The organism is Herminiimonas fonticola (assembly GCF_003293745.1).
In the GTDB taxonomy this organism is placed as follows: Bacteria; Pseudomonadota; Gammaproteobacteria; order Burkholderiales; family Burkholderiaceae_D; genus Oxalicibacterium; species Oxalicibacterium fonticola.
Genome location: NZ_PTLZ01000002.1, coordinates 1 through 23,740, shown reverse-complemented (window position 1 = coordinate 23,740; position 23,740 = coordinate 1). Strand labels below are relative to the sequence as shown.

Annotated in this window: 26 protein-coding genes; 10 read left to right on the top strand and 16 right to left on the bottom strand. The window is 48.1% G+C overall.

Translation table 11 applies throughout. The features are described 5' to 3' along the window. Nucleotides 1–53 precede the first annotated feature (53 nt). Genes Hfont_RS15310 through Hfont_RS07485 form a run of 3 tightly spaced genes read right to left on the bottom strand, consistent with a single transcriptional unit; the run spans nt 54 to nt 1,868 of the window. A complete protein-coding gene (locus Hfont_RS15310) occupies nt 54–449 on the bottom strand; it encodes a ubiquitination-like system serine protease family protein (protein ID WP_162845885.1) in 396 nt (131 codons plus the stop codon). Continuing rightward, nucleotides 446–1,627, bottom strand: a complete 1,182-nt coding sequence (locus Hfont_RS07490; RefSeq protein ID WP_112991788.1) for a ThiF family adenylyltransferase — start codon at nt 1,625–1,627, stop codon at nt 446–448. Before Hfont_RS07490 ends, Hfont_RS15310 begins: the two co-directional genes overlap by 4 nt. Further along, on the bottom strand, nt 1,602–1,868 hold the full coding sequence (locus tag Hfont_RS07485; RefSeq protein ID WP_112991787.1) for a multiubiquitin domain-containing protein: 267 nt from the start codon (nt 1,866–1,868) through the stop codon (nt 1,602–1,604). The genes Hfont_RS07490 and Hfont_RS07485 overlap by 26 nt, the downstream gene beginning before the upstream one ends. 341 nt (nt 1,869–2,209) lie before the next feature. On the opposite strand from Hfont_RS07485, the gene Hfont_RS07480 reads away from it, so the two are divergent. Genes Hfont_RS07480 through Hfont_RS07465 form a run of 4 tightly spaced genes read left to right on the top strand, consistent with a single transcriptional unit; the run spans nt 2,210 to nt 4,509 of the window. Then, nucleotides 2,210–2,668, top strand: a complete 459-nt coding sequence (locus Hfont_RS07480; RefSeq protein ID WP_133467285.1) for a hypothetical protein — start codon at nt 2,210–2,212, stop codon at nt 2,666–2,668. Further along, nucleotides 2,665–3,048, top strand: coding sequence for a hypothetical protein (locus Hfont_RS07475; protein WP_112991785.1), 384 nt, complete (start codon nt 2,665–2,667; stop codon nt 3,046–3,048). Before Hfont_RS07480 ends, Hfont_RS07475 begins: the two co-directional genes overlap by 4 nt. A gap of 3 nt (nt 3,049–3,051) precedes the next feature. Then, nucleotides 3,052–3,855 (top strand): ImmA/IrrE family metallo-endopeptidase, encoded by an 804-nt coding sequence (locus Hfont_RS07470; RefSeq protein WP_241523044.1) that lies wholly within the window; start codon nt 3,052–3,054, stop codon nt 3,853–3,855. 27 nt (nt 3,856–3,882) lie between these two features. Then, the gene (locus Hfont_RS07465; protein WP_112991784.1) at nt 3,883–4,509 is read left to right on the top strand and encodes a hypothetical protein; all 627 of its coding nucleotides are present in this window, start codon (nt 3,883–3,885) and stop codon (nt 4,507–4,509) included. A gap of 216 nt (nt 4,510–4,725) precedes the next feature. Here the strand turns inward: Hfont_RS07465 and Hfont_RS07460 are convergent, their stop codons facing one another. From Hfont_RS07460 to Hfont_RS07440, 5 genes are read right to left on the bottom strand one after another with little or no spacing between them, the layout of a single operon-like run. Then, the gene (locus Hfont_RS07460) at nt 4,726–5,103 is read right to left on the bottom strand and encodes a hypothetical protein (RefSeq protein WP_338322774.1); all 378 of its coding nucleotides are present in this window, start codon (nt 5,101–5,103) and stop codon (nt 4,726–4,728) included. Between the two features lie 51 nt (nt 5,104–5,154). After that, entirely contained in the window at nt 5,155–8,259 is a 3,105-nt protein-coding gene (locus tag Hfont_RS07455) for an efflux RND transporter permease subunit (protein ID WP_112991782.1), read from the bottom strand. Nucleotides 8,260–8,269: 10 nt separating this feature from the next. Further along, complete coding sequence (locus tag Hfont_RS07450; RefSeq protein ID WP_112991781.1) at nt 8,270–9,391, bottom strand: efflux RND transporter periplasmic adaptor subunit; 1,122 nt, start codon at nt 9,389–9,391, stop codon at nt 8,270–8,272. Beyond that, entirely contained in the window at nt 9,384–9,944 is a 561-nt protein-coding gene (locus Hfont_RS07445; RefSeq protein ID WP_241523043.1) for a hypothetical protein, read from the bottom strand. Before Hfont_RS07445 ends, Hfont_RS07450 begins: the two co-directional genes overlap by 8 nt. After that, nucleotides 9,941–11,155, bottom strand: coding sequence for a TolC family protein (locus tag Hfont_RS07440; RefSeq protein ID WP_112991780.1), 1,215 nt, complete (start codon nt 11,153–11,155; stop codon nt 9,941–9,943). Before Hfont_RS07440 ends, Hfont_RS07445 begins: the two co-directional genes overlap by 4 nt. A gap of 715 nt (nt 11,156–11,870) precedes the next feature. Here Hfont_RS07440 and Hfont_RS07435 point away from each other — a divergent pair. The 5 genes from Hfont_RS07435 to Hfont_RS07415 are packed head-to-tail and all read left to right on the top strand — an operon-like array spanning nt 11,871 to nt 16,354. Beyond that, on the top strand, nt 11,871–12,803 hold the full coding sequence (locus tag Hfont_RS07435; protein ID WP_112991779.1) for a chromate resistance protein ChrB domain-containing protein: 933 nt from the start codon (nt 11,871–11,873) through the stop codon (nt 12,801–12,803). Continuing rightward, nucleotides 12,800–14,191, top strand: coding sequence for a chromate efflux transporter (gene chrA, locus Hfont_RS07430; protein ID WP_112991778.1), 1,392 nt, complete (start codon nt 12,800–12,802; stop codon nt 14,189–14,191). The genes Hfont_RS07435 and chrA overlap by 4 nt, the downstream gene beginning before the upstream one ends. A gap of 21 nt (nt 14,192–14,212) precedes the next feature. Continuing rightward, nucleotides 14,213–14,806 (top strand): superoxide dismutase, encoded by a 594-nt coding sequence (locus tag Hfont_RS07425; RefSeq protein WP_112991777.1) that lies wholly within the window; start codon nt 14,213–14,215, stop codon nt 14,804–14,806. 10 nt (nt 14,807–14,816) lie between these two features. Next, entirely contained in the window at nt 14,817–15,272 is a 456-nt protein-coding gene (locus tag Hfont_RS07420; RefSeq protein WP_112991776.1) for a chromate resistance protein ChrB domain-containing protein, read from the top strand. 29 nt (nt 15,273–15,301) lie between these two features. Next, nucleotides 15,302–16,354, top strand: a complete 1,053-nt coding sequence (locus Hfont_RS07415; protein WP_112991775.1) for a DMT family transporter — start codon at nt 15,302–15,304, stop codon at nt 16,352–16,354. Nucleotides 16,355–16,419: 65 nt separating this feature from the next. Here the strand turns inward: Hfont_RS07415 and Hfont_RS07410 are convergent, their stop codons facing one another. The 5 genes from Hfont_RS07410 to Hfont_RS07390 form a co-directional block, all read right to left on the bottom strand. Further along, the gene (locus Hfont_RS07410) at nt 16,420–16,650 is read right to left on the bottom strand and encodes a TA system antitoxin ParD family protein (protein ID WP_112991774.1); all 231 of its coding nucleotides are present in this window, start codon (nt 16,648–16,650) and stop codon (nt 16,420–16,422) included. A gap of 189 nt (nt 16,651–16,839) precedes the next feature. Continuing rightward, the gene (locus Hfont_RS07405; protein WP_112991773.1) at nt 16,840–17,280 is read right to left on the bottom strand and encodes a hypothetical protein; all 441 of its coding nucleotides are present in this window, start codon (nt 17,278–17,280) and stop codon (nt 16,840–16,842) included. 14 nt (nt 17,281–17,294) lie between these two features. Next, nucleotides 17,295–19,112 carry a hypothetical protein gene (locus tag Hfont_RS07400; protein ID WP_133467284.1) on the bottom strand — a complete coding sequence of 606 codons (1,818 nt, stop codon included), beginning with the start codon at nt 19,110–19,112 and terminating at the stop codon, nt 17,295–17,297. Between the two features lie 208 nt (nt 19,113–19,320). After that, a complete protein-coding gene (locus Hfont_RS07395) occupies nt 19,321–20,067 on the bottom strand; it encodes a hypothetical protein (protein ID WP_112991771.1) in 747 nt (248 codons plus the stop codon). 239 nt (nt 20,068–20,306) lie between these two features. Beyond that, complete coding sequence (locus Hfont_RS07390; RefSeq protein ID WP_112991770.1) at nt 20,307–20,999, bottom strand: hypothetical protein; 693 nt, start codon at nt 20,997–20,999, stop codon at nt 20,307–20,309. A gap of 472 nt (nt 21,000–21,471) precedes the next feature. Here Hfont_RS07390 and Hfont_RS07385 point away from each other — a divergent pair, with 472 nt between their 5' ends. Then, nucleotides 21,472–21,933 (top strand): 3'-5' exoribonuclease, encoded by a 462-nt coding sequence (locus Hfont_RS07385; protein ID WP_112991769.1) that lies wholly within the window; start codon nt 21,472–21,474, stop codon nt 21,931–21,933. 194 nt (nt 21,934–22,127) lie between these two features. Here the strand turns inward: Hfont_RS07385 and Hfont_RS07380 are convergent, their stop codons facing one another. The 3 genes from Hfont_RS07380 to cadR form a co-directional block, all read right to left on the bottom strand. Next, the gene (locus Hfont_RS07380; protein ID WP_112991768.1) at nt 22,128–22,517 is read right to left on the bottom strand and encodes a YkvA family protein; all 390 of its coding nucleotides are present in this window, start codon (nt 22,515–22,517) and stop codon (nt 22,128–22,130) included. Nucleotides 22,518–22,573: 56 nt separating this feature from the next. Next, complete coding sequence (locus Hfont_RS07375; protein ID WP_112991767.1) at nt 22,574–23,116, bottom strand: Chromate resistance protein ChrB; 543 nt, start codon at nt 23,114–23,116, stop codon at nt 22,574–22,576. Between the two features lie 103 nt (nt 23,117–23,219). Next, entirely contained in the window at nt 23,220–23,675 is a 456-nt protein-coding gene (cadR, locus tag Hfont_RS07370) for a Cd(II)/Pb(II)-responsive transcriptional regulator (RefSeq protein WP_112991766.1), read from the bottom strand. Nucleotides 23,676–23,740 lie beyond the last annotated feature (65 nt).

The window sequence follows — 23,740 nt, the reverse complement described above, 5'->3', positions numbered from 1 at the left end:
AAATCGGTACAAATATATTGGGTACTATCTTTTTAAGCTTGGTGAATGTGGTGTTATTTGAACCAGCGTTTAAATATTTCGGATAGGTGCGCCACTACGTTCTTGCCTTTAGCGTGACGTTCCACGTCAATATGATCCCGCTGCCGTACGGCGGCGACTTGGCGCTGACTCATTTTTCCTGCCCAGCGCACATGATTACGGATAATGAAGTAGTGCGAGCGGCACGGATGATTCCAGTTGCCAATTGAGGGCGACAACGATACGTTGGGGCCATAGTCAGTGAGGCTCCACTTGGCAGGATTCAGGGGCGTGACGACCTTCATACCGCAACCGCAACAACACAAATGGGAGGCCGTTCTGAAACGTTTAGAAATGTAGAGTACCCCCGGCAGTAAGTGTTCTGGGATGTACTCCACATATTGGTGGCTGATGCTATACAACCGCGTCATGCCGCTTCCTCATCGTCTGCTTGGTTCGCCATTTCATTGGCGGCAATGGAGTAGCTGTACGAGTTCGCTCGCGACGAGTCGCGGTAGATACCGTAGCGCTTCTTCCATTGAATCACCGCCAACGCAGCATTCAGGGTGTTCAACTCGGCAATCTGGATATTGGTAGAGTATTCGTTTTTCGCCATATCCTCGTCTGAGTAGTCAATGCGAGCCAGCACGGAAGGATCGTCCCCTGCCGCAAAGCTGGTGACGCGCATAAGACCGGTCAGCTTGTCCTGGGACTGCAGGATACCCATACCAACGTCCACGAAGGGAATGCCTTTTTCGACGAGCATATTGACAAGGATCTTCTTCGCTGCACCACGATCCAAACACAAGAAGACAAAATCCATTGAATAAAGCACTTCTGTTGAGACATCGGCATATACCTCATGTGAGTAAATGCCGCGTCGCATACGGTTGTAGATTCCTGACAAATAGGCAAGCTTGGACGGCTTGGCCTGCAAGTCTTCAATGGATGCCGCACCTGGGGAGCGGAAAGCATTGTGCTGAGAATAGACATCCGCGTCGAACAGATGGATTTCCGCGACGCAGGTCTTTGCAACCAAATCCAAGACATACGACCCCGTTCCGCCGAGACCCACAATAGCGATTTTCAGCCCTACCAAGCGATCGTTCAGCGCGCCGATGCCGACTCGACTGCTCGCGGTATCGAGATACCGAAATACGGACTCACCTTCTTCGGTAGGCATTGCCGGAAATGTGGCTGCCGTCACGGATGAATCGATGGCCTTGGCCTCCCCGCAGATGCGAGCGATATAGGTTGTCATCTTATGATGGTAATCACGATAGGCAGCCTTGGCCGAGAATGTGAAGTCAGCACGGATACCACCGCCTAGATCCTGCGGCGGGCTCGGATTAGCGATGGTGGTGATGCTCCGGCCATCATGGTGACAGGGATGCTCGCCCGTCCACATCGCCACATGGTTTTGCGGTGTAGTGGTCTTGTCCCCGTTCAATTCAAGTGCAGAAATCAGGATTCCACGCTTGATTTCACGGGCGGCCGTAACGTAGGGCACGTCCTTGACGAGCAAGAAGCCATCGCGGACTCCGATGTCATACCCTTCATTCTGCAGACGCAGAAGGTCGGGACTACGAGCGATTAGTGGACGTGACATCGAATTCCATCCCTTCTTTGACTTGAACCGACTGGCCTTCAACTAGACTACCCTTAGAGTTGGAGTGGCCACGGGAATACTGCACCGTGAACTGCACGCCTTCGCCGGTCGGCGGGTTGTCGAAAGCCAGGGCAACGATCTCTTCAAACGTCAGCCGTTCCTTACGCACCACCTTAGGCGTACCGTTGATATAAATGGTGACGTCTTTGTGCCCGTTGGGCTTGTCTTTATCATTACTCATGTCTTTAATCCTTCAAATGTAGAAAAGTCAGTGGCCCAAATTGCTTGTTTTGTAACCGGTTTTGCAGCAGTATCATTTCGGCAGCATTGGTTACCGTTCTCGCATTCTTGCCATCTACTTGGTATGACTGACGAGGATAGGATTTTCGGACGCCGGAATAAAAATATTTCTAGAAGACGTCCGAAACGGTGTGTTGGGCAGTCATCATCTTCATAAAACACGGGAGGGACAGTGTGAGTCTTAGCAAGGAAGAGGTGTACCGGGCGCTGGAACAGCTCTCGGATGACGATTACCAGCGGATTCGATACAAAGCTCGGACATACGTCCGAGGGTTGGTGAACATGTCTGCCGAAGATCTGATCCAGGAGACTTTCACCGCCCTGCTCGGGCAGGATAGGATCTTCCCGAGGGATCTGCCTCCCGCAGTCGTGTTGATGAACGCGATGCATAGCGAAGCATCCAACTTGCGGGAGCGGGAAACGACGGGAGCCATCAATCATTTCGTAGATGTATCGGAAATTGTTAGTGACGATGCCGATGAAGCCGCTGCTACTGGCGTTTTCGTTATCCCACGTGCTGAAGTCACGCCAGAACGGATTATCAGCGGCCAGGAGCTTTTCAATCAGCTCATGAACTCACTTGCCAACGAGCCAGACTTGCAAGATTTGGCGGTTGCATGGGGCATGGAGATGACAGGGCAAGAGGCTGCGGATTCTCTAGGATGGGATATGAAACAATATGAAGCCGCACGCAAACGCCTCAACAGGCGCTTGAAAGACATGAAGGAGAATGAAAAGTGAGCCAGTCCGAAAAGAAGGACGAATGGTCAGCTCTGCTCGAAAGCCAGCAGCAAGAACTACTGAATATGTCGGCTGCTGAGCTGCTGGATGGTGAAGATATTGATGCGCTTCGAAAGGAGAAGTTGTCTCTGCTTTCTGCCGCGCGGGCCGAGATTGGACGGCGCAGACTTGCAGCTGCCAAGACTGGTCTCGCCTTGAAAACTGCGGCTCATGAAACGAAGACTGATGTGATCGATATTCAAACGGCGCGGGCGTTTGTGCAATCGGCCATGAACGATCCGCGTTATACCTTGGCTGCTAGAAAGCTGGATGAAATGTCCGATGAAGATGTTGTGCGTATTTACCAACAACTGCAGAAGCTTCGATCCGATAGCGAGTGAGCAATGTCGTTCATACGCCCGGGCCATCGTGCCGAACAGCTTGTTGATGAATTATGCATTACTTCGGCAGCCGACCTTGACGTAGAGGCTATTGCTTTTGACCAAGGGGTAGAAGTTCGTTACGAAGCATTGAATGGGTGCGAAGCCACCTTGGTGGGCTACGACACCAAGGCCATTGCGACGATCAGAAGAGCAACCAGCCGAGGACGAGAACGATTTTCTGTTGCACATGAGATTGGCCACTGGCTGCTCCACCGAGGTCGATCGTTCCGATGTCGGGTCGACGACATCGTCCAGAATTACAGTTCCGAGGTAGCTCTCGAAAAAGAGGCGGACGAATTTGCATCGCATCTGCTCATGCCGACGAACATTCTTCGACCCATTATCAAATCGCTTTCCAAACCAACGCTACAGGATCTACAGCGTGTCGCTAATGACTTCGATGTCAGCCTGCAGGCCATGTCGATCCGACTCGCAGCGCTCGATATCCTACCGGTTATCGTCGCTTGCTATGGGCATAACGGTCTTAAATGGTTCAGTAGGGCATCCCATGTCCCAAGCAAATGGCGTCTGAAGCGCCTTCTCGATGAGGACAGTTTTGCTTACGACATCCTCAATGATCGTGTCGAGGGAAATAAGAGTGGAAAGCAATCAGCCGACGCTTGGTTTGAAAACGATGACGCTGACGATTTCGAGCTGTTAGAAAGTTCAATGCCCTCTGTTAGTGGGCAAGTATTAGTTATGCTCTACCTCAACGATATCGAAATGTTTGAACGAGGATATTCCCACTATGCGAAAAAGGGATAGTCAATTTTTAGACATTAAGGAGGCACTATGACTGCATACCCGCAACGGGTAAGAGATAGCATTCTTCCTCTTTCGGTTGGTAAGACTCTTCCGGAGGCATTTGAGGAATGGTCCTTCACGGACAGGACAATCGACCACGAGGAGCCGATTGAAACGTGCGAGTTATGTGAGCAGGAGGCACTTCGCTATCACTTCGAGATCAAAAACCATCTGACAAAAAACCAAATGATGGTCGGCTCGAAATGCATCTTGAAATTCGGACTTTCCGTCTTCGAAGAAGGTCGAAAGTTAAATCCAGCTGATGCCAAGAAGAAGCTTGATCGCTTAATGCAACAGATGCGGCTGGAGTCCTGTGTCCGCGCCTTGGAGCGACTAGCAGCGACCGAGAACAATGTAATTCTGACCAACGCACTTGCGTATTACAGGAAGAATAAGTACTTAACCCCCAAGTACTCCTTCGTTGTTCTGTGGAGGCTTCAGAAACATGCTATTGACCACAGCCCGACTTTCTTTAAAATCAACCTGCAGAAGGATAAATACCAGCGAGATCTGCGAGAAATGCCTAAAAGCCAAATTCCGTTCATATGGCCAGCATTGAATTCAGCTCAACGGAAAAAGGCCATCGAGTTGGGGCACACGAAACCGGACATCTGAACTTCCTGTTGAGTCTTTGAATTTCATCGCCAAGCCTGACTCGTTTGTCTATCAGCCATTTTAAAGCAGGTGGAATCCGTGTACTCATATTGCAAGTACAACGGAATTCCCAATTCTATTCAAGAGCAACAGAGGCAAATGGCGATTCCTAAAGACTAGCCTCGGGAGTCAAGGCTGCAGGACCATGCTCCCAAGAAAAAAGGTAGAAGTTTAAAGTTATTTAATCGCAAACCTAACGTTAACTGAGCTTTTATCTGCAAAATTAATTGCTGCAACTACCTTTGCACCTTTAGATAATTTGACCTCACCTTTAGCTACGAGCAAATTTTTTCCTGCAGCTTCAAGTGATACTTCCGTTTTTTCTGCGCCATTAAGAATGGTGAGTTTTCCTGTTGCTCCTGTAGTTGAAAACGCCTCATCATGGTCTTCAACGTAAATCGTGGCCTTTCCATCTTTCGCAACTAATTCAAAATTCAAATCATTTGCACTTTGCACAATTCCCCCATGGTTTGCTTTCGCACCGTGTGCGAGTACATGGCCAGTTGCGGTAAGGGCGATTGCCATAGTTGCCAGAGCTAAAATTTTCCTCATCATTTTCTCCAAGAGTGTGGCGTGTCTTGAATAGGTGCCGCCACATAAACCTTTTTAATACGCATCTTCCTGTTTCCCGGCAACAAGCCGTTCAAGCGGTTTGCGTCCGACTAACCAAAATATCACTGGCGTAAGAAGCGAATCGAGAATCGTCGAGCTAATCAAACCACCAAAGATAACGACAGCAACCGGATGCAAAATCTCTTTGCCTGGCGCATCTGCTGCCAATAGCAGTGGCGTTAGCGCAAACGCAGCCACCAATGCTGTCATCAGTACGGGCGTCAGCCTTTCTAACGACCCACGCACAATCATAGGCAGACCGAACTCTTCGCCTTCGAGCTTGCAGAGATTGATGTAGTGACTGACTTTGAGGATGCCGTTACGCGTCGCAATACCTGCCAAAGTAATGAAGCCAACCATAGAGGCCACTGACAGCGATACGCCTGCAATCCACATTGCAATGACGCTACCAATCAACGCAAATGGGATGTTGCCCATAATGACGAATGCCAGAACACTCGATTTATAACGCGAGTAGAGCACGAGGAAAATCATTGCCAGCGACAATAGGGACAAGCCGACGATAAGCTTCATTGCTTTTTCTTGTGCTTGGAATTGTCCTTCGACACTCACGAAGTAAGCACTTGGCATTGGTGTAGCGGCAATCGCAGCACGAACATCGCCGATGATGCGTGACATGTCGGAGCCATCTGTATTGGCGTAGACGACGATGCGTCTTCTGCCATTTTCCCTGCCTATCTGATTGGGGCCATCACCTTCTTCAACCGTTGCAATAGAAGACAAAGGTATTTTTCCTGCCGGTGTGTCGATCATCACACGTGCCAAATCTTGTGGTGAGCGTCCGTCATCTGGCAGACGTATCGTCACATCGAATCTACGCACCCCATCCACAACTTGTGCAATACGCTTTCCTTCAGAGAGCGTTTCCAACGTAGTCAACAATTGGCCGGGTGCCAATCCATATTGAGCGGCCTTACGATAATCTACGTGTATCTTGATTTGCGGAATAAGAACTTGCCGCTCGACCGAGAGATCCACCAGTCCTGGTACGGTTACCAAGCGTGAACGCAATCCTTCCGCTAATCCACGTAAGGTATCGGTATCTTCACCGTAAATCTTCAACGCGATTTGCGCGCGCACCCCAGAGAGCAGATGGTCGAGTCGATGAGAAATCGGCTGGCCGATTGCCACTGAAGCCGGGATAGTCGAAAGCTGTGCGCGTATGTCCGCCATTATTTCTTTCCGACCGCGTTCCGAACGCTTCAAATCGACGTCGATTTCTGACGAATGAACACCTTCGGCATGTTCATCGAGCTCGGCACGGCCAGTGCGTCGTCCAACCTTGGATACTTCTGGAACCTGTCGAATGAGTGTTTCTGCCATTGCGCCCATCCGATTGGCTTCTGCCAACGAAGTGCCAGGAGTGAATGTCATACCCATCACCAATGAGCCTTCGTTAAATGGCGGCAAGAAAGCACGCGGAAAGAATGCGATCGTAGACCCTGCGGTAACGACGACCAATGCGGCCACGACAAGAATCATTTTCGCTCTTGGAAACGACCACTCAAGCACTCGTTTATCCCAGGCCTTCAGGCGACTAACCACTGGACTATCACCGTGTGCGAGTTGCTTCATTTGAGGCAGCAGGTAATAAGCCAACACGGGAGTAATCGTCATGGAAACCAGCATCGATGCCAAAATCGACACGATGTAAGCAATTCCAAGTGGCGCGAACAAACGACCTTCAATTCCGGGTAATGCGAAAAGTGGCACGAATACAAGAACAACGATAACGGTTGCATACACGATGCCAGAGCGCACCTCGACCGATGCACGCCAGATTACTTCCAATACCGATACCGATTTGTCCCCAACACTTCGCTGCTTGAGACGTCGCAAGATATTTTCAACGTCCACCACGGCGTCATCGACTAGTTCGCCAATCGCAATAGCGAGTCCACCCAGTGTCATGACATTGATCGATTGTCCTAATAGATGAAATGCGACTGCAGTCACTGCAAGCGACAAAGGAATAGCAATAAGTGATATTGCAGTAGTCCTGATATTGAGTAGAAACGCAAACAAGATAATGGCAACTAGGATTGCACCGTCACGTAATGCTTCTACTACGTTATTGATAGATGCTTCAATAAAATCGGCCTGTCGGAACAACACTTCCGGCGCAGAAAGACCCGCAGGGAGTCCTTGTTTGAGTTCACTTAATGCGGTTTCAATATCACGCGTTAATTTGACAGTATCCGCAGCGGGCTGTTTCTGTACGCTGACGATGACTGCTGGCTTGCCATTGAGTCCTGCGTCGCCTCGTTTAAATGCGGCAGCAAAGCGAACGGTGGCCACCTGATCCATTAAAACAGGTGTGCCATTGCGGTATGTAACTGCCAATCCTTTTACGTCCTCCAGACGGTTGGTACGCCCCAAATTTCGAATTAGATACTCACGGCTATTGAGGTCAATGAAACCACCGCTTGTATTCGCAGCAAAGCCACGTAATGCGATTTCGATCTGTTCAAGCGTCACATTGAACTGCGCCATGCGTGCTGTATCCGGCTCAACCCGCAACTGCCTTACGTCACCACCAATAGGTATGACCTGCGATACCCCCGGAATAGATAGCAACCTCGGTCGCAATACAAAGTCGGCATATTCCCGGGCGCGCATTGGATCGGTTGTAGCAACATCGATAGGTAATGCTATCAACATCACTTCGCCCATAATGGATGAGACTGGCCCCATGATTGGCGTAATGCCATCGGGTAGTTGCTCCTTCACCAAGGCAAGTCGTTCCGAAACTAATTGTCGGTTCCGATAAATATCTGTACCCCAATCAAACTCGGCGTACACAATCGACAAACCGACACCAGCAACCGAACGCACTCTGGTTACACCAGGCATTCCGTTTAACGATGTCTCTACGGGAAACGATACTAGCTGCTCGACTTCTTCAGGAGCCATGCCCCCTGCCTCTGTCAAAATGGTCACCAAAGGCTTATTCAAATCCGGGAATACATCAATCGGTGTACGCAATGCCATTAACGAGCCATAGACCATCAAGAGCAATGCCGCCACCAAAACAAATATGCGGTTGGTCAGACTGAAACGAACAATCCAGTTAAACATGAGTTCGCCCCTATCGGATTTGATTAATCAACGCTGTGCCTGACACAACAACACGGTTTTCAGGAGCAAGTCCTTTCACCACAACAATTGTGTTTGCGTCCAATGCGCGTGCTTCAACCTTTTGAGCAATGAACCGTTCAGCACCTGATTTGATCCAGACAATGGGCTGGTTTTCCGGATTACGGACAAGTGCTTCTGCCGGTAGTGCGATTCCCTTTACCTTTTCGGTCAGCTTGGCTATGACAGTCACAGGTTGCCCAATAGCGAGCGCCATACCTTTTCCCTGCGCTTGGAAATTGATCGGCAATGCACCATCCCGCAAGCTGCGCCCGCCACCCAACATAATCAAATCGATTGTCGGATGGGATACTAGGCTTGCTTGGTCAATCCGGTTTGCAAGTGCAACATCAGTGGTGGTTGCTTCGATGATCATGCGATCGGGGTCAATAATTTCGAACAGGACATCGCGTGCTTCTACAATTTGTCCACTGAGGACATTTGCAGTCGCCACGATGCCGGAAGCAGGGGCTGTAATCGCCTCGCTACCAACAACACTTGCAGATACGGCACGTTCGCGGCCTTTCAGGCTACTCAACTCTGCACGAGAAGCTTCAATGTCTTTTTGAGAAACACTCCCTTCCAGCGATTCGAGACGTTGAACCCGTTGCTCAGCCAAAACGCGATTGGCGCGTAGGTCAGCTAATTGCGCTTCTTGATTGCCTCGATCGATTGCACTGGCGACTGGTTTTATACGAAGAAGAATCTGTCCTTTCTCAACGCGCTGTCCGGCAACGGGCAAACCTTTTGGCCCGGCTTCGATGCGTCCCGAAAATGGCGCTTGTACGCGACCGCCTGCATTGGGATCTATCGCTACCCGACCATTCAATTCAACGGTAAGTGGATGGTCATTCTCTAATGCCATTACCGTTCGGATGGTCATACTTCGTTGAGCTTGTTTAGGGACATTGACGCTGCCATCAGGTAAGCGTGCCAATCCGCTACCACTACCTGACACCGCACCGTCCAGATGCTCACCATCTGGCCCATGCGCACCTGGTGCACCGCTAGCTATTGGTGAGAGCAATCCAAGTACGAATGCTGGAATGACGAGATAAGCCAGTTTGTTATGCATGATTATTTCCTGTCGATTTTTTGCGGCGGCGGAATCTGATGATCGCGAATAGCAGTACGGCCACTACAAACAGGGCGACAACACTCCATCCCCATGGAAAATGCGAGTGGTCTTCTGTTTTTACCTCATCGGACACGATCAGCGTTCCCTCCAGCAAATCGCTTTCGTTTCCAGCTGTTAGCGTGAAGATAAGTGCGTGCTTCCCCGGTTTGGCTAGCGCTTTCAGCATGTGTTCTTCATCGACCGCATAGTCGCCGTGATCGGCATGAAACTTGGCAAGCGCTTTCAAGCCATTCAAATCAACTTCCAGCTTGGCATTGAGTACCGGTTCGTTTGTTTCGTAGCGGTCGATCAAGATCGAGAGTTCGTCTGCTTGTAGGCGGCCAACCAGTTCAAATGACTCGGTAAAGGTTTCAACACGAGGCCCCGCGTCGCGATGCACGTGTCCACCAGCTCCGTCCAGGTGCTCACCATCTGGGCCATGCGCACCTGGTGCGGCAATAGCTGACGCTGTCAGCAAAAAATAAAGAACGACAAATTTGAATAGATTCACGGGAGTATTCCTAGTGCTTGATTTAAACGGGCATGGGCTAGTCCCACTGAGACTTTTTGCTGTCTTTCACTCACATCAGCTTCATGGCTGAGTGCGTGAGACCGTAAGAGATCGCTCAATCCCCGCTCGCCCATACGAAATGATTTGGCAATCAGTTCAGTATGTTCACGTGTCAGTGCAGCACGTTCTGAAGCGGCGGCTAATCCTTCCTTGGAGGCCGTTAATTGTTGGCGTGCCAGTTCGATATCGCTCTGGAGCATGCTTTCGGTTTGCGCTGCTTCTGCTTTTGCGGTCTCGATTTTTGTGAGAGCTGCAGACTCTAACGGGCGGTTGCGTGCATTTGTTCCGAAGGGAATCTGCACAGCAATCCCTATACTTTGGCTGGAACCACTCACTAAACCGTCTTGTTCACGTCGCATCAGTAAGCCAACAGTAGGGGGATCGCTACGCGTCGAGTTCACTGCATGGAGAGACGCCTGGGAACGCTGTATAGATTTATGTGCAAACAGCATTCGTGGATGCGGCTGCTGCATTGATGTCGCAATAGGTTCAAGTTCCGGGGACGGGATATTTTGCTGGCCGGTTAGCGTGGCGTAGCGCGCCATCGCGACCTGTAGTCGAGTCTGTGCAGCAGTGATAGCACTTTTTGCCGCAAGAACTTCCTGTTGCGCGAGTAAGCCATCAGTGCGCGCAAGGTCACCCGCTTTTACACGACGCATCACATCACTTGCGAGTGCGGTAAGGTGCCGCTGATGATCTTGTGCTTCTGCCAGTTCCTCCCGTGCGGCAGCAACCGCCCATAGCTGTTCACGTACTTCGCCGGCAATTACTAGGCGCATATGCGCTATTTGCGCTTCTAATTCATCCGCGCTGACATTGGCCAAGGACTCTCGCGCTGATTTTTGCCCTGGCAACCAAATCGGGGCAGACACAGAAACCTCTGATTCCCGGAAACCCGTTTGATTGCTCCCGCGGTCATTGCGTTGAGACAAGCCAACTGATGGTGAACCGGCAATCCAAGATTGCGCTGATTCTTGACCTGCAACAGACTCGCCGCGTCGGGCTTCAAGCGTGCGAGCCAAGGGCGATCTTTGCCAAGCGGCATCAACGGCCATCGAGAGTGGTGTATTGGATTCAGATAGCGCCATCGGCGCTGTGAGCGCCAATACCGCTAAAAGAGTTAAGCGAAAAAATATAGAACTGGCAAACATGCGATCTCCATTCGGTATCCAAAAAGGCGAACCGAAGGTATGCGCATGCCAAACGGAACACTTCCGTATGGAGCTTAATAAATATTAGAAAGGCAATACCCTCGGCAGATTAACCGAGGGATGAAGGCGGTCGCTGTGGACGTTCGAGATGAGGATTTGGTATGTGGAAATAGCTGCGTTCTGACACAAGAACTATGAACGCGATCATCGGGTTCAAAGTTGTGACGCTTGCAGGCAAAGTTGCGCTCTGACCGGATGCTGCGTGATCTGAAAAGTGCTGAGCAGATTCGCTTGAATCATCGTAATGGATTAACCCATCGTCGCCATGATGATGACTAATGCCTTCTTGATGGACCAGTTCATGAGAGAGGTCATAAGCATTTGAAGTCGATAACCAGCCACTTTGCATAGCAAAACTGTGCAAAGGTAAAAGCATCAACAGGAAAATGCAAAAGAAGCGGCGCACAAAGTTCTCACAAACCAAACAGTGCGCCGATTATAGCAACTAATTTTCCAATCAAACCTAAATGAGAGTTATTGATTGCTAGCTTTCTACCTGTCGTTGATTTCTAGAAATCGTCTTCTTTGCTCCATCAACGTACTCGGCTGTGCAACTGGCCTCATCTCTCAGATATGCATAAAAACGTAGATCTCCTTGTATTCAGAATATTTTATGGTAGAGTTAAATACATAAATGTAGAGAAAGCTACTTAATATGAAATGGATTCTACTTATTCTGACCCTGCCGACTGAAAACGCCACGGCGCGTATGAGGGCATGGCGAGCGCTCAAATCGTCCGGTGCTGCAGTTTTGCGCGACGGCGTTTATTTATTGCCTGAACAAGAAGGCAACAAAGAAAAGTTATCGGAAATCGCAGACGATATCGACAAGAACGGCGGCACGACGCATTTACTGCAGACGAGCACAGATAACGAAGCGTTCGTTACTTTGTTTGACCGTTCGACAGAGTTCGCAGAGTTATCAGGTGACATTGCTCAGCATCGCGCCAAGCTCAACGACGAGACTGCGAATGAAATACTCAAGCAGGCACGCAAATTACGCAAAACCTTTGACCAATTGGTCTCTATCGACTTTTTTTCCAGTGAGTCGCAAAAACAAACGGCTGCGGCATTACTGGAGTTGGAGACGGCTGCAATTCGAACCTTGTCGCCGGATGAGCCTCATTCCATTACAGGAGAGATTCCACGGTTATCACTTGTCGACTATCGCGGCCGCACTTGGGCGACACGTGCTCGGCCATGGATGGATCGTTTGGCAAGTGCATGGCTGATTCGCCGCTTTATTGATTCTGATGCGCGCATCTTGTGGCTGGCGTCGCCAGCCGATTGCCCGGCTGATGCATTGGGCTTCGATTTTGACGGTGCGACGTTCTCTCATGTGGGGGCCAAGGTCACGTTCGAGACCTTGCTAACCAGCTTTGGTTTGGACTCTCCCGCACTTTCACGGCTCGGTGCCATTGTCCATTTTATTGATGCCGGTGGCATACAGCCGCCGGAAGCAAGTGGTATCGAACGGGTATTGGCAGGCATACGCTCAACCGTTGCCGATGATGATCAACTTTTAATGATAGCGTCAGGCATCTTTGATGCCCTGATAACCAATTTTGAACAGGACATTTCAGCATGAGTATCATCACTCCAACTACGACTCCGAATGCTGATGATCAAACTCGACCGGATCAAGTACCTTTCTGGCAGGCTCTGAAGTTGTGGTTCAAATTAGGCTTCATCGGCTTCGGCGGTCCTGCCGCGCAAATATCTCTGTTGCACAGAGAACTCGTTGAACAGCGACGCTGGATCAGCGAGCGGCGTTTTCTGCATGCATTGAACTATTGCATGCTGCTGCCGGGGCCGGAAGGTCAGCAACTCGCGACCTATATGGGCTGGCTGATGCACCGTACCAAAGGCGGTATCGCAGCTGGCGTGTTGTTCGTACTACCTTCATTGTTTTTTCTGATTGCTTTGTCCTGGCTATACATCGCGTACGGCCATGTGCCTCTGATCGCCGGTTTGTTTTACGGTATCAAGCCGGCGATTACGGCAGTGGTCGTCCATGCGGTTCATCGTATTGGTTCTCGTGCATTGAAAAACAATTTGATGTGGGCGATTGCCGCAGCATCCTTTGTTGCCATTTTTGCGATGAATGTCCCTTTCCCGGTCATCGTTGCAACAGCTGCGTTACTTGGTTATCTCGGTGGTCGCTATATCCCGCACAAATTTACGGTAGGCGGTGGTCATGGAGAATCAAAGAAATCGTATGGCCCAGCATTGATAGACGATGAAACACCGCCACCTGCGCACGCGCAATTTCGTTGGTTGGGATTGACAAAAATTCTTGCTGTAGGAGCTGTACTGTGGTGCTTGCCTATGGCAGTTTTGACCCTGCGCTTCGGTTGGGACCACATCTTGACGCAAATGGGATGGTTCTTTACCAAGGCCGCTTTAGTGACATTTGGCGGTGCATACGCCGTCTTGCCATATATCTATCAGGGAGCGATCGGGCATTACAACTGGCTGACGCCAACCCAGATGATCGATGGCCTGGCCTTGGGTGAGGCCAATCCTGGCCCACTCATCATGGTGGTGGCGTTCGTAGGCTTTGTCGGCGCTTATGTACAGGCTGTGTTCGGACCGGATCTACAGTTTCTTGCCGGGGCTACTGCAGCAGTGCTTGTGACCTGGTTCACCTTCCTCCCGTCGTTTATTTTTATTCTAGCTGGCGGCCCTTTAGTCGAATCTACCCACGGAAATTTGAAGTTTACTGCTCCATTGAGTGGAATTACGGCGGCCGTAGTTGGTGTCATTCTTAACCTGGCCGTGTTCTTTGCCTATCACGTCTTATGGCCGCAAGGTTTCTCAGGCTCTTTCGACTGGATCTCTGCACTCATGGCGATTGCTGCCGCAATTGCATTGGTTCGCTACAAACGCAATGTCATCCACGTTATCGCGGCCAGTGCTGTGATTGGTTTCCTGTTGAAAACAGTTTTTACTGTGTATTTCGCTATGTTTATCTAGTCAATATTCTGGAGAATAAAAATGTCTTATGAATTACTTCCACTACCGCTCGATGCAGCAACGCTCACAGGATTGTCTGCAACACTTATACAAAGTCATCATGCAAATAATTATGGCGGTGCAGTCAAACGTTTGAATGCGATTCAGCAGCAGTTGGGTACCGTTGACTTTGATCAGGCACCCGGATTTCTTCTCAACGGATTAAAACGCGAGGAGTTGATTGCCTATAACTCTATGTTGTTGCATGAAATCTATTTTGATTCACTGGGAGGCGATGGCCTGCTACCCAATGGTTCATTGCGTAATGCCATAGAGCGCGACTTCGGTAGTGTAGAACGTTGGCAATCAGAGTTTGTCGCTATGGGAAAAGCCTTGGGTGGCGGTTCTGGTTGGGTCTTGCTGGTGAAGTCACCGCGTGATGGCAAACTCTGCAATCAATGGGCATCAGATCATTGCCACACCCTTGCTGGCGGAATGCCAGTGCTGGCACTAGACATGTACGAACATGCATATCACATTGATTTCGGTGCAAAAGCGGCAGGATACGTGGATGCCTTTATGAAAAACATTGACTGGAGCCGAGTAGAGAAGCGTTGGAGCACATCGGCTTCGTGAGGAGAATCACATGAAATGGATCACGCGTGAACGTCCAAAGATTGATCGTATTGCATGCCCTTGGTTGATAATGCGATTCGTCGACCCAAGCGCAGAGTTTCTTTATGTCCCAGCAAAAGATGTGCTGCGTATTGCCAAAGAAACCGGCGCGATTCCTTATGATGTGCCAGGCGTCGAGTTGACGCATGACGGAGAGCTTTGCAGTTTCGATGCTATCCTGAAAAAGTACAAACTGACGGATTCTGCATTACAGCAACTGGCCGAAATCGTACGGGGTGCAGATACATCAAGACTCGGGCTCACGCCGCAATCAGCCGGCTTGTATGCCTTGTCATTGGGACTGTCGCAAAACTTTACCGATGACCATGAGATGCTCAAACATGGCATGGTGATGTACGAAGCGCTCTATTCATGGTGTCAGAACTGCCAGTTAGAAACGCATCAATGGCCCCCCACCATGAAATAGAAATACCGCAAGATTAAGGAGAAAGTAAAGTGCACAAAGGAGTTGTTTATGCCTTACTTGCCGCCGCATTGTTTGGTGCCAGTACGCCTTTCTCTAAAATGCTGGTCGGGCAGATGGAACCCGTTATGCTTGCAGGACTGCTGTATCTAGGTAGCGGTCTGGGCCTGCTTGCATGGTATGGCGTGCGCTACTTCATCTCTAGAGATAAACCGGTCTCAGGTGATCGCTTAACCGCTAGTGACCTACCATGGTTGAGCGGGGCAATATTGACAGGAGGCGTCGCCGGGCCGGTACTCCTAATGATTGGATTGGCAGTTACACCTGCATCGTCAGCATCGTTGTTGCTGAATATGGAAGGCGTGTTGACGGCAATGCTGGCATGGTTTGTCTTTAAGGAAAACTTTGATCGCCGTATTTTCATCGGCATGATTCTGATCGTGATAGCGGGTGCCTTGCTGTCATGGGGGCAACGCTTGGAACTAGGCGTGCCTTGGGGAGCACTTGCGATTATTGCGGCATGTTTGTGCTGGGCGATCGACAATAATTTAACCCGCAAGGTATCAGCGAGTGATGCTGTTCAAATCGCAGGCATTAAAGGTTTGGTCGCAGGCTCTGTGAATTTATCTATTGCGTTAGCGCTGAGCTATTCAGTACCGGAAGTTCGGGTCGTCTTCAGCGCAGGCATCGTGGGATTCTGCGGTTATGGGCTAAGTCTCGTCATGTTTGTTCTGTCACTCCGGCATCTTGGCACTGCGCGAACCGGTGCGTATTTTTCTGCCGCTCCTTTTGTGGGTGCCGTCGTCTCGTTGTTGATATTAGGTGAAACACCGAATACCGTCTTCTGGATTGCCGCTGCTTTGATGGGAGCTGGAATCTGGTTACATGTGACGGAAGTTCATGCACACGAACACACCCATTCGCCGATATTCCATTCGCATGCTCATCGTCACGATGAGCATCATCAGCACGAGCATGATTTTCCATGGGATGGAAAGGAACCGCACGTTCATCCACATCAACATAAACCACTAGTTCATAGTCATTCACATTTTCCGGATATTCATCACCGCCATCCTCATTGAGCATTCCCATCGAAGACCCGCCTATTTGTAGCCCGAAATAGGCATCTGTTCGCCTAATCAGTGCGTCATCGTGCATTGTTCACCGGTGAATACTCAGTAAATTGTTTAGCATCTATCTCGGCAATAGCAAGTAAAGTATTTTTTATGAACTGAATTGGCAGCTCAGGGTTATCCTCAGCAGTCTTTCCGAGACGCGCCCAATATTCGATCTGCTTCGGAACTGAGCGATGCTCGGCAACGGCATATGGCTTGGTCAGATCAATTAATTCGTCTGATAATTTCAATGCGATTGCCACGCAAACTCCTTAGCATGAGTGACTAATTTAGTGCGAATACTCACTCATTAAAGCGTATTAGGCTGATTGCTATTTTTAGAAGCGGATGGAATACATGTCGATTTTCCTGCGCGTCGTAAAGCTCATGATGTTTCTACGCAAACAAAACGGAATCGTTCAAAGCTTTATATGTATTTCTCTCCACGACAATCAAGGAACCAATTTTAGCCCAACGGTTTTTTTATTAAGCTCCGCAATTTCGCGATCCTTTTCTGCCAATGTTTTATCGCGCATTTCGAGTGCCTGATTCAAAATGAATATTTCCTGTCTTGCTGCACGAATATTTTTGTCATATTCCTCTTTATTTTCGATTGCAGCATTTTTCAATCTTATATTATCTGCCACTACATCTCGATGCTTATCCTCGACAGTTTGTGATTTTTCAATATCAGCTACGAAATTTTCTTTTTTCTTTTTCTTTTTATATTCAAGAATAACGTTCGGATACCGGTTAAAAGTTGCTCTCGAAAGGCCCGCTTCAAGTGCAATATTTTCTTGAGTCATACGGCCATTCGTTTTTTCTGAAATTCCGAGAGCGATCCTGTTTAACGCTGCAAACAATTGTGTTTCAGTCGCTGCTATTTCTTTCATTGAATCTGACATTCTTAACAAGTACCGTTTAATTGATTCAAAATGTGAAGCGACTTCGCTATGTCATCTGTAAGAGCGATTTTTTGCGGGATCGAGACATTTTTATGATTAAGCATCGCCTGGGCGTCATTGAGTTGAGCCTGCCAAATTGGTATGTGATTTTTGGATATACAACTGTTTGCACACCGCTCAGGGTAACAAGCGTTAATAACTGGTTTCTCTGGAAGATCGGATTTCTTATTTGTTAGGCATAACGCACGGTCTCGCTGAAAGAGGCAATAATTTAGAAGACCAACGTGAAGGTTGCGGCGATTATTCTCAATGAAATATTGAAGACTATTCTTTTTTATGTCACCGGCCATGCCCTTAAATTCGTGAATCAATTCATGCCCCCTTGCACCAGCGAGAGCACCGTCTTGAATATCCTCCCAAATCTGGCCAAGAAACTCCTCGTTTGCAGAAAATTCCTCCATAGCTAAATCTTGAATCCAAGACGGATCTTTACCAGCGTAACCCAGAAAAGTCGTCAGTTTGACATGCTTGTAGTGAAGCATTCCCGCAATCAACCCGAAGGGTTCGCGCGCGATTCGGCTCGCAAGCGTCCGACGGGGCTGCCGCATCGTAAAATTCCACTTTTCCCCGTCGACGAGTGGAAGCCGATACGTACCTTGTATCGCTACGTCAAGCCGAGCTCCGAAATTTTTTAACGCGAGTGACATAGCGTCTGGACCTAGAGGAAGAATTGACCCTTTGGTCGAGCGTCCTAAGCAGTCCTTTCGCAGGTCAGTCTGAAATTGTTCGCCAGCCCCGCGATACCAGCTTCGGATAAATAACTCATTACATGCACGATGTGAACGAGCGTAACTAGTCATTTTTTTTATGACATGGCACGCCTGATAGACCGGTCTATTTACTTCCCAAATAAGTTGTCGGTCGATATTCCCCTTGATCATCCGGGAAATCACTGTGTAACGCTTTGACACACCGTCTACATCTGTTTGCTCTTGAAATCCGTCAACCTGAATCAGCGCCAACTCAGATTCACGAATCCCCGACAAACAGGAAACCACTACGAGACAAGCTTGGTAAAGGGTAAATAATTCAACTCTTAAGTCATCAACATTTACCCACCGTTCACGCCAGGCAATACCTGAGTTCGGGTTAATAGAAAATTCCGTTATCGCGTTGAGTCTCGGCTTTATTTTTCTCGCTGTGAAGTTGTTTGAAGAAAAGTTCTTAGCCATCCTTGCAAGAGGCAATACATTCGCCCTGATATCTTCTATGGCACTCTGGCCGCTAAGAATATCATCCGCAAAATATTCTACATAATCAAGAGCAGCGCATAAAAAGGGATCCCAGACCTCTTTAGGAATTAAAGGAGTTCTATTCTCTTCAGTTCTTCGGCGCCTTTTCCCTAAGTACTTAAATATTGAATGTCCATGCAATGGCCTTATCGGCAACTGCTGAGATACGCGCTTGTTATAGCTGTGATAGGACTGAAGTGCGCGAATTCGAACATCAACCCAGTCGAGATCCGCAGCTTCAGTTTTGATTTTCTTCTTAAGTGCCTGGCCTCTACGACGTATTAGCCACTTCACGTAATCCTGAATATCGTGATGACCAATATCGGCTGTCTCAAATATTTTCCTTGATTGTAGATACTCAACAAATGATGCCAAGTAACGAGCCTCATGTTGCACTGTCTTCATATCACATGCGTAGTCTTCCCCAATCGGATCATAGAGACGAGCGTATGTATATTCCATAATGGATATTACGACCAAATAATGAGTTTCCCAAACATTAGTGAGTATCCGCATTAATGTTGCCACCTAGCCGCATTGCAAAGTTGCCATACATTCGCATTCCAAACCTGCCACTTATTCGCATTCCAAAATTGCCACACCCAAGCGTCTTAAACACTGAGGTCACTCAGTATTCACCTATAGCTCAATCATGACTTCGCAGAGAATCGATATGTAAAAGCCTCCATGGGAAATGGAGGCTTTTTCTCTTCTTTTTCTTGATTAAGATGCTCTGCTACATGATGACCCAACCTCGATCACCATAACCGGCGGGAGCTACCTGCATATTGCTAAGTTTGCTAAGCAGATGACGACGGCAACTGAAAGATGATTCAGAAGACTGAATCCAAGCACCGTTTCTCCGTTCTAGCCATGTAGTACCAAACACGTCGCCTGCGCTAAAGCCTGCATCAGATGCCTTAACCCAATCTCCTTTCGGGTTGACCGCTACATGTATGGAAAGCTCATCGTAACCGGCATCATGGACAGCAACACGCGCCGGTAAATTACAGGGCAGAATAAAGTCGAACAAATAGACGTTGCTTCCCCGAGGATCGTAGCCCGGCCAACGATTGTCGCCTGGACGTAGTGAAAAAATCTTCAGCCTAAGTCCTTCATTGACAGCACAAACAATCAGGTTCCGCCATGCTTTCTTACGCACAGATTCGTACTCAATCTCATGCGCTCGCGGGCATGTTGTCAAAAGCATTTCTGGGATTTGCGCATCTTCGAACATAAACTCAGGGTCAGGAGGATACCCAAGCTCCTGCATGCGGGTATCGAACCTAACCTCATCCAAGAGGCGATAAAGCGGATCGCTACCCTGATTTTCCAGTTCCGCTCTAAGAGCAGCGTTGGTATTAAAGCCAAGTGCGGCAGCAAGTGCTTCGGACAGATGAGAAGATTTGCGCTCGTCATAGATAAGACGAATACGGTTTTTTAATCCGTCTACAACGGACATAGATAATGGAATACTTGCCATGGTATGAGCCCTCAATCAATATTGGCCGGTGTCCGCCGATTACATACCGACCCGAATTGAAGGTCATCTTGATGAGGATACTGCGTCTGTTTTAACCCGGCGGCAGGTTGGGCTCAGACGGCCCAATAAAAGAATATCGCGCCAAAATTCTTTTGTCAAATAGGCTTCTATAAAATGGACTGGCACTCTTTTCGATACCCTATAAATGCGCATCTCTATTGGCATTCATAGCGTATCGGTCAGTCCTTTAACTTCTTTAGAACATCATCTTGTGCGGCTTGTCTCGCCTGTACATCGCTGTTTTTTTGTTTAATAGACTGTATTTCTGAGTCCCGCTCTTTCTGAGAAATCTGTTTGATGGTGACAGTTTTTCCATCTCGGTCAATATGAATCCCAACCAATTGATCTTCTTTAAAATAATAGCGGTGCATTTTCCAGTTGCTCTCAAACCAGCCTGTTGTGGATAGTTTGTGCTTTAAGAAGTCAGTTCCGGTATCTCCTTTGCGGCATTCGATCGGTTTATCCCATGACGCAGTCCGCTTTTTCTCAATGCAGCGCGCATCGTAATTCGTTTCTGGAAAGACAAATGAGATGCTTCCATAGGTCAGTTTCTCCGGGGCTCTTTGATCTGGTGCCAAGGCCGTTTTATAACTACTGTCATCCAGAAAATAATCTTTATATTCAAGCAGCAAGGATGCATTTAGAGCCTTTACTCCAAGTAGTTCTGCTCCGGCGCGGCGACATTTAAAGTTGTCATAGCTAGATTCGCAACTCTGAAATCCCATCGCTTTTGCCTGTTCAATCCGGCCAGGCAGTTTATAGCCTTCGAAATCGACTGTGCTAAATCGGTGTGCCGCCTCTGGTTCTTTGCCACATCCCGCTATGATGATAAATATGGCTGCGAGTAGCACGCTAAAGGAAATTTTTGTCATGTGTATTAGAACGGAGGAAATCTAAAAAGGTTTTGGTGGTAAATCATAAATTGCCCGCCTTGACTGATACATCAAGCGTGCGATGTATCAATGAAATCTGAGTATTCGAATTAATGTCCACTCATCCGCATCGCAAAGTCGCCATGCATTCGCATTTCAAAGCTGCCACACGCAAGCGTTTTAAACACTGAGGTCGGTTAGTCTTTATTTACCGATTATTAGTTTGAATATCTAAAAGACCTAATAGCTCGTAGTCCTTACTACCGAACTCGCGACCTACAGGCATGATATCAAGCCATGCTTGCTCTTCGGTCCGTCCTCTATTCGTTTTTCCCAAGAGTCTTGCGTATAGTCGTTGCTTATGATTTCTGTATTTCATTTGTCCACTCTTCCCAAATATAACTTCTCTGCTTCTCTCTAATGGAAGTGTGCGGCATTATTACTCCCTTAATATTGTAATTTGAGAGGCTGCATGAATGTTTTTTTAGATACTGAATTTACGGATTTTCGAGAACCAAAACTAATCAGTCTGGGAATGGCATCGGAGTACGGTGAGGATTTTTACGCAGAGACACCATATCCAGATAACGCCTGCTCTGCATTTGTACGTGAAGTGGTAGTACCGCTGTTGCGACAAATACCGAACTCATACTTTAATGTCGGCAATCTTCACCTTGAGATTATCAAATGGCTTGAGATCGTTCGTCGCAATAAAGAAGATGTCTTTATCTGTGTTGATTATGAAACCGACTGGGATTTATTTTGCCAAGTATTGGATCATCGTGTTCCGCCTTGGTGTCACTATAAGCTGGTGAATAGGGAAATTGTTGAGTTGATGCTTTATGATTTTTTTAAACATTCCGGTTTGCCAGAACATCATGCGCTCTATGATGCCCAGGCGAACCGCCATGCATACCGTCCAAATCAAAAATAATATTTAATAAATTGACTATGAGCATGTAATTTAACCATCGCTCGCATCTCTAAATATGCGCCCAGTTGCAATTGAAGCTTTACAACCATTGAGAGTTAGGTCCCTAAATGTGAAATCAGTGTAGCTATTAGATTTATTTCTTTGCTGATCTGACGCTCGTCGCTCAAATAGACAGTGATTTTTTAGCGATAGATTTATCTGCCAAAAAACCACCACCAAGACAGATACAGAGTCGCAGCCCAAAGGATGGCGATGGCTACTCCACCTGCATAACTCGTAGGCTTGCTTTTTTCTTTGATCATCCATTCTTCCGCCTGCGAACGACAGTGCAAAACGACGTGATCTGGAAGCAGCCGGACCGCTGACCAGATCAGCGCTGGCAACAATATGGCGTCGTCAACGTAGCCAAGTACTGGGACAAAGTCTGGAATTAAATCAATTGGGCTGAGAGCGTATGCCACGGTGAAAATGCATATAAGTTTCGCCATCAGTGGTGTATCTGGATGACGTTGAGCAAACCACAGCATCACTGCATCTCGTTTTATTTTTTTCGCCCACACCCTGATTGATTCAAGCATGCTCATTGCAAAATTCCTGATAATGTCATTTTGGAGGTAAATCGGTAGGGCATTGCAAATTGCTACCGATTTTCATCTTGTGATTCGAAGACCTTCTGTGCATACACATCAAGTAATGCTTCGCAGGCTAGCAATCGATTTTGCGACTCAATTGCGAGCGCAGCATCATAGAAATCCAATTTCCGAATTTTTTCCAGCCATGTTTGTAACTTCTTAAGATCTAAATCGTTTTCTTCTAACTCGGCATAAGTGAAATGGTTTGCCGCAGTTTCCTTGATAATTTCGCCTTCAAAGGCTTGGCACTTGTCGAGAAACTCTACGTAATCCTCGTCTCTGTCTTTTTTGAAACGAGCCACCACTTTGTCCTCTTGCGCTTGATCAAGGGCGACACTTTCGAGAAGAACAGATTCACCATCCATCTCGGCAATTTCATTCTCGATCATCTTCAAACGTCTGATGTGCTCGTCGTTATTTGGCAAGAGACAGACGCCGCTCTGCAAATAGATCGCCCCCAACCCTTTAAGTCTGCGCCACAAAGCGATCCGCTTCTTCGCCGGTTCCGGTGGGACTTTATAAGTTAACAACAACCAAGTTTTAGACATCATGGTATCTATTGTAATGTTACGGCCGTAACAAATCAAATGCGGAATAATTTAATCTTGATGAGCAATCATTGGTTCGACCGAAATCGGATCTTCATCACTCTTATTAGCAGCACCCACGTCCGTGGGAAGCAAGCTTCTTCGTCTTTGCACTCTGAGGCTTGGACAAGCCTTGCAGAATCTGACAGTCCCTCGCCATTTGTGATTTTTCGCACAACTTCCGCAGTTTCTTTAACTGATTTTCTAACGACTGCAATTCCGCAATACGAGTGGTCACATGTCCGATGTGGTGGTCCAGCAGCTCATTGACTGCACCACAGTTTTTTTCTGGCGCATCCCTAAACTTAAGCAATTCTCGTATCTCGTTAAGCGTCATATCAAGCGACCTGCACCGCAATACAAACTGTAGATGCTCGACGTGGGCTAAATCGTAAAGACGGTAATTGCCTTCCGACCTGTGAGGCGCAGGAAGCAAGCCTTCACGTTCGTAATAACGAACTGTCTCTACTTGCGAGCCCGTCATCTTCGCCAACTCGCCAATCTTCAACGCTGAACCAGACATGACAACTCCTTTACTATATCTCTTTACCCTATAGCTACTACAGGGTGTTTAATCATGAATATATC

Coding starts and splice junctions, on each gene's coding strand:
- Hfont_RS15310 (WP_162845885.1), bottom strand. CDS start 449: ATGACGCGGTTGTATAGCATCAGCCACCAATATGTGGAGTACATCCCA.
- Hfont_RS07490 (WP_112991788.1), bottom strand. CDS start 1,627: ATGTCACGTCCACTAATCGCTCGTAGTCCCGACCTTCTGCGTCTGCAG.
- Hfont_RS07485 (WP_112991787.1), bottom strand. CDS start 1,868: ATGAGTAATGATAAAGACAAGCCCAACGGGCACAAAGACGTCACCATT.
- Hfont_RS07480 (WP_133467285.1), top strand. CDS start 2,210: ATGTCTGCCGAAGATCTGATCCAGGAGACTTTCACCGCCCTGCTCGGG.
- Hfont_RS07470 (WP_241523044.1), top strand. CDS start 3,052: ATGTCGTTCATACGCCCGGGCCATCGTGCCGAACAGCTTGTTGATGAA.
- Hfont_RS07465 (WP_112991784.1), top strand. CDS start 3,883: ATGACTGCATACCCGCAACGGGTAAGAGATAGCATTCTTCCTCTTTCG.
- Hfont_RS07460 (WP_338322774.1), bottom strand. CDS start 5,103: ATGATGAGGAAAATTTTAGCTCTGGCAACTATGGCAATCGCCCTTACC.
- Hfont_RS07455 (WP_112991782.1), bottom strand. CDS start 8,259: ATGTTTAACTGGATTGTTCGTTTCAGTCTGACCAACCGCATATTTGTT.
- Hfont_RS07450 (WP_112991781.1), bottom strand. CDS start 9,391: ATGCATAACAAACTGGCTTATCTCGTCATTCCAGCATTCGTACTTGGA.
- Hfont_RS07440 (WP_112991780.1), bottom strand. CDS start 11,155: ATGTTTGCCAGTTCTATATTTTTTCGCTTAACTCTTTTAGCGGTATTG.
- Hfont_RS07435 (WP_112991779.1), top strand. CDS start 11,871: ATGAAATGGATTCTACTTATTCTGACCCTGCCGACTGAAAACGCCACG.
- chrA (WP_112991778.1), top strand. CDS start 12,800: ATGAGTATCATCACTCCAACTACGACTCCGAATGCTGATGATCAAACT.
- Hfont_RS07425 (WP_112991777.1), top strand. CDS start 14,213: ATGTCTTATGAATTACTTCCACTACCGCTCGATGCAGCAACGCTCACA.
- Hfont_RS07420 (WP_112991776.1), top strand. CDS start 14,817: ATGAAATGGATCACGCGTGAACGTCCAAAGATTGATCGTATTGCATGC.
- Hfont_RS07405 (WP_112991773.1), bottom strand. CDS start 17,280: ATGAAAGAAATAGCAGCGACTGAAACACAATTGTTTGCAGCGTTAAAC.
- Hfont_RS07395 (WP_112991771.1), bottom strand. CDS start 20,067: ATGGCAAGTATTCCATTATCTATGTCCGTTGTAGACGGATTAAAAAAC.
- Hfont_RS07390 (WP_112991770.1), bottom strand. CDS start 20,999: ATGACAAAAATTTCCTTTAGCGTGCTACTCGCAGCCATATTTATCATC.
- Hfont_RS07385 (WP_112991769.1), top strand. CDS start 21,472: ATGAATGTTTTTTTAGATACTGAATTTACGGATTTTCGAGAACCAAAA.
- Hfont_RS07380 (WP_112991768.1), bottom strand. CDS start 22,517: ATGAGCATGCTTGAATCAATCAGGGTGTGGGCGAAAAAAATAAAACGA.
- Hfont_RS07375 (WP_112991767.1), bottom strand. CDS start 23,116: ATGATGTCTAAAACTTGGTTGTTGTTAACTTATAAAGTCCCACCGGAA.
- cadR (WP_112991766.1), bottom strand. CDS start 23,675: ATGTCTGGTTCAGCGTTGAAGATTGGCGAGTTGGCGAAGATGACGGGC.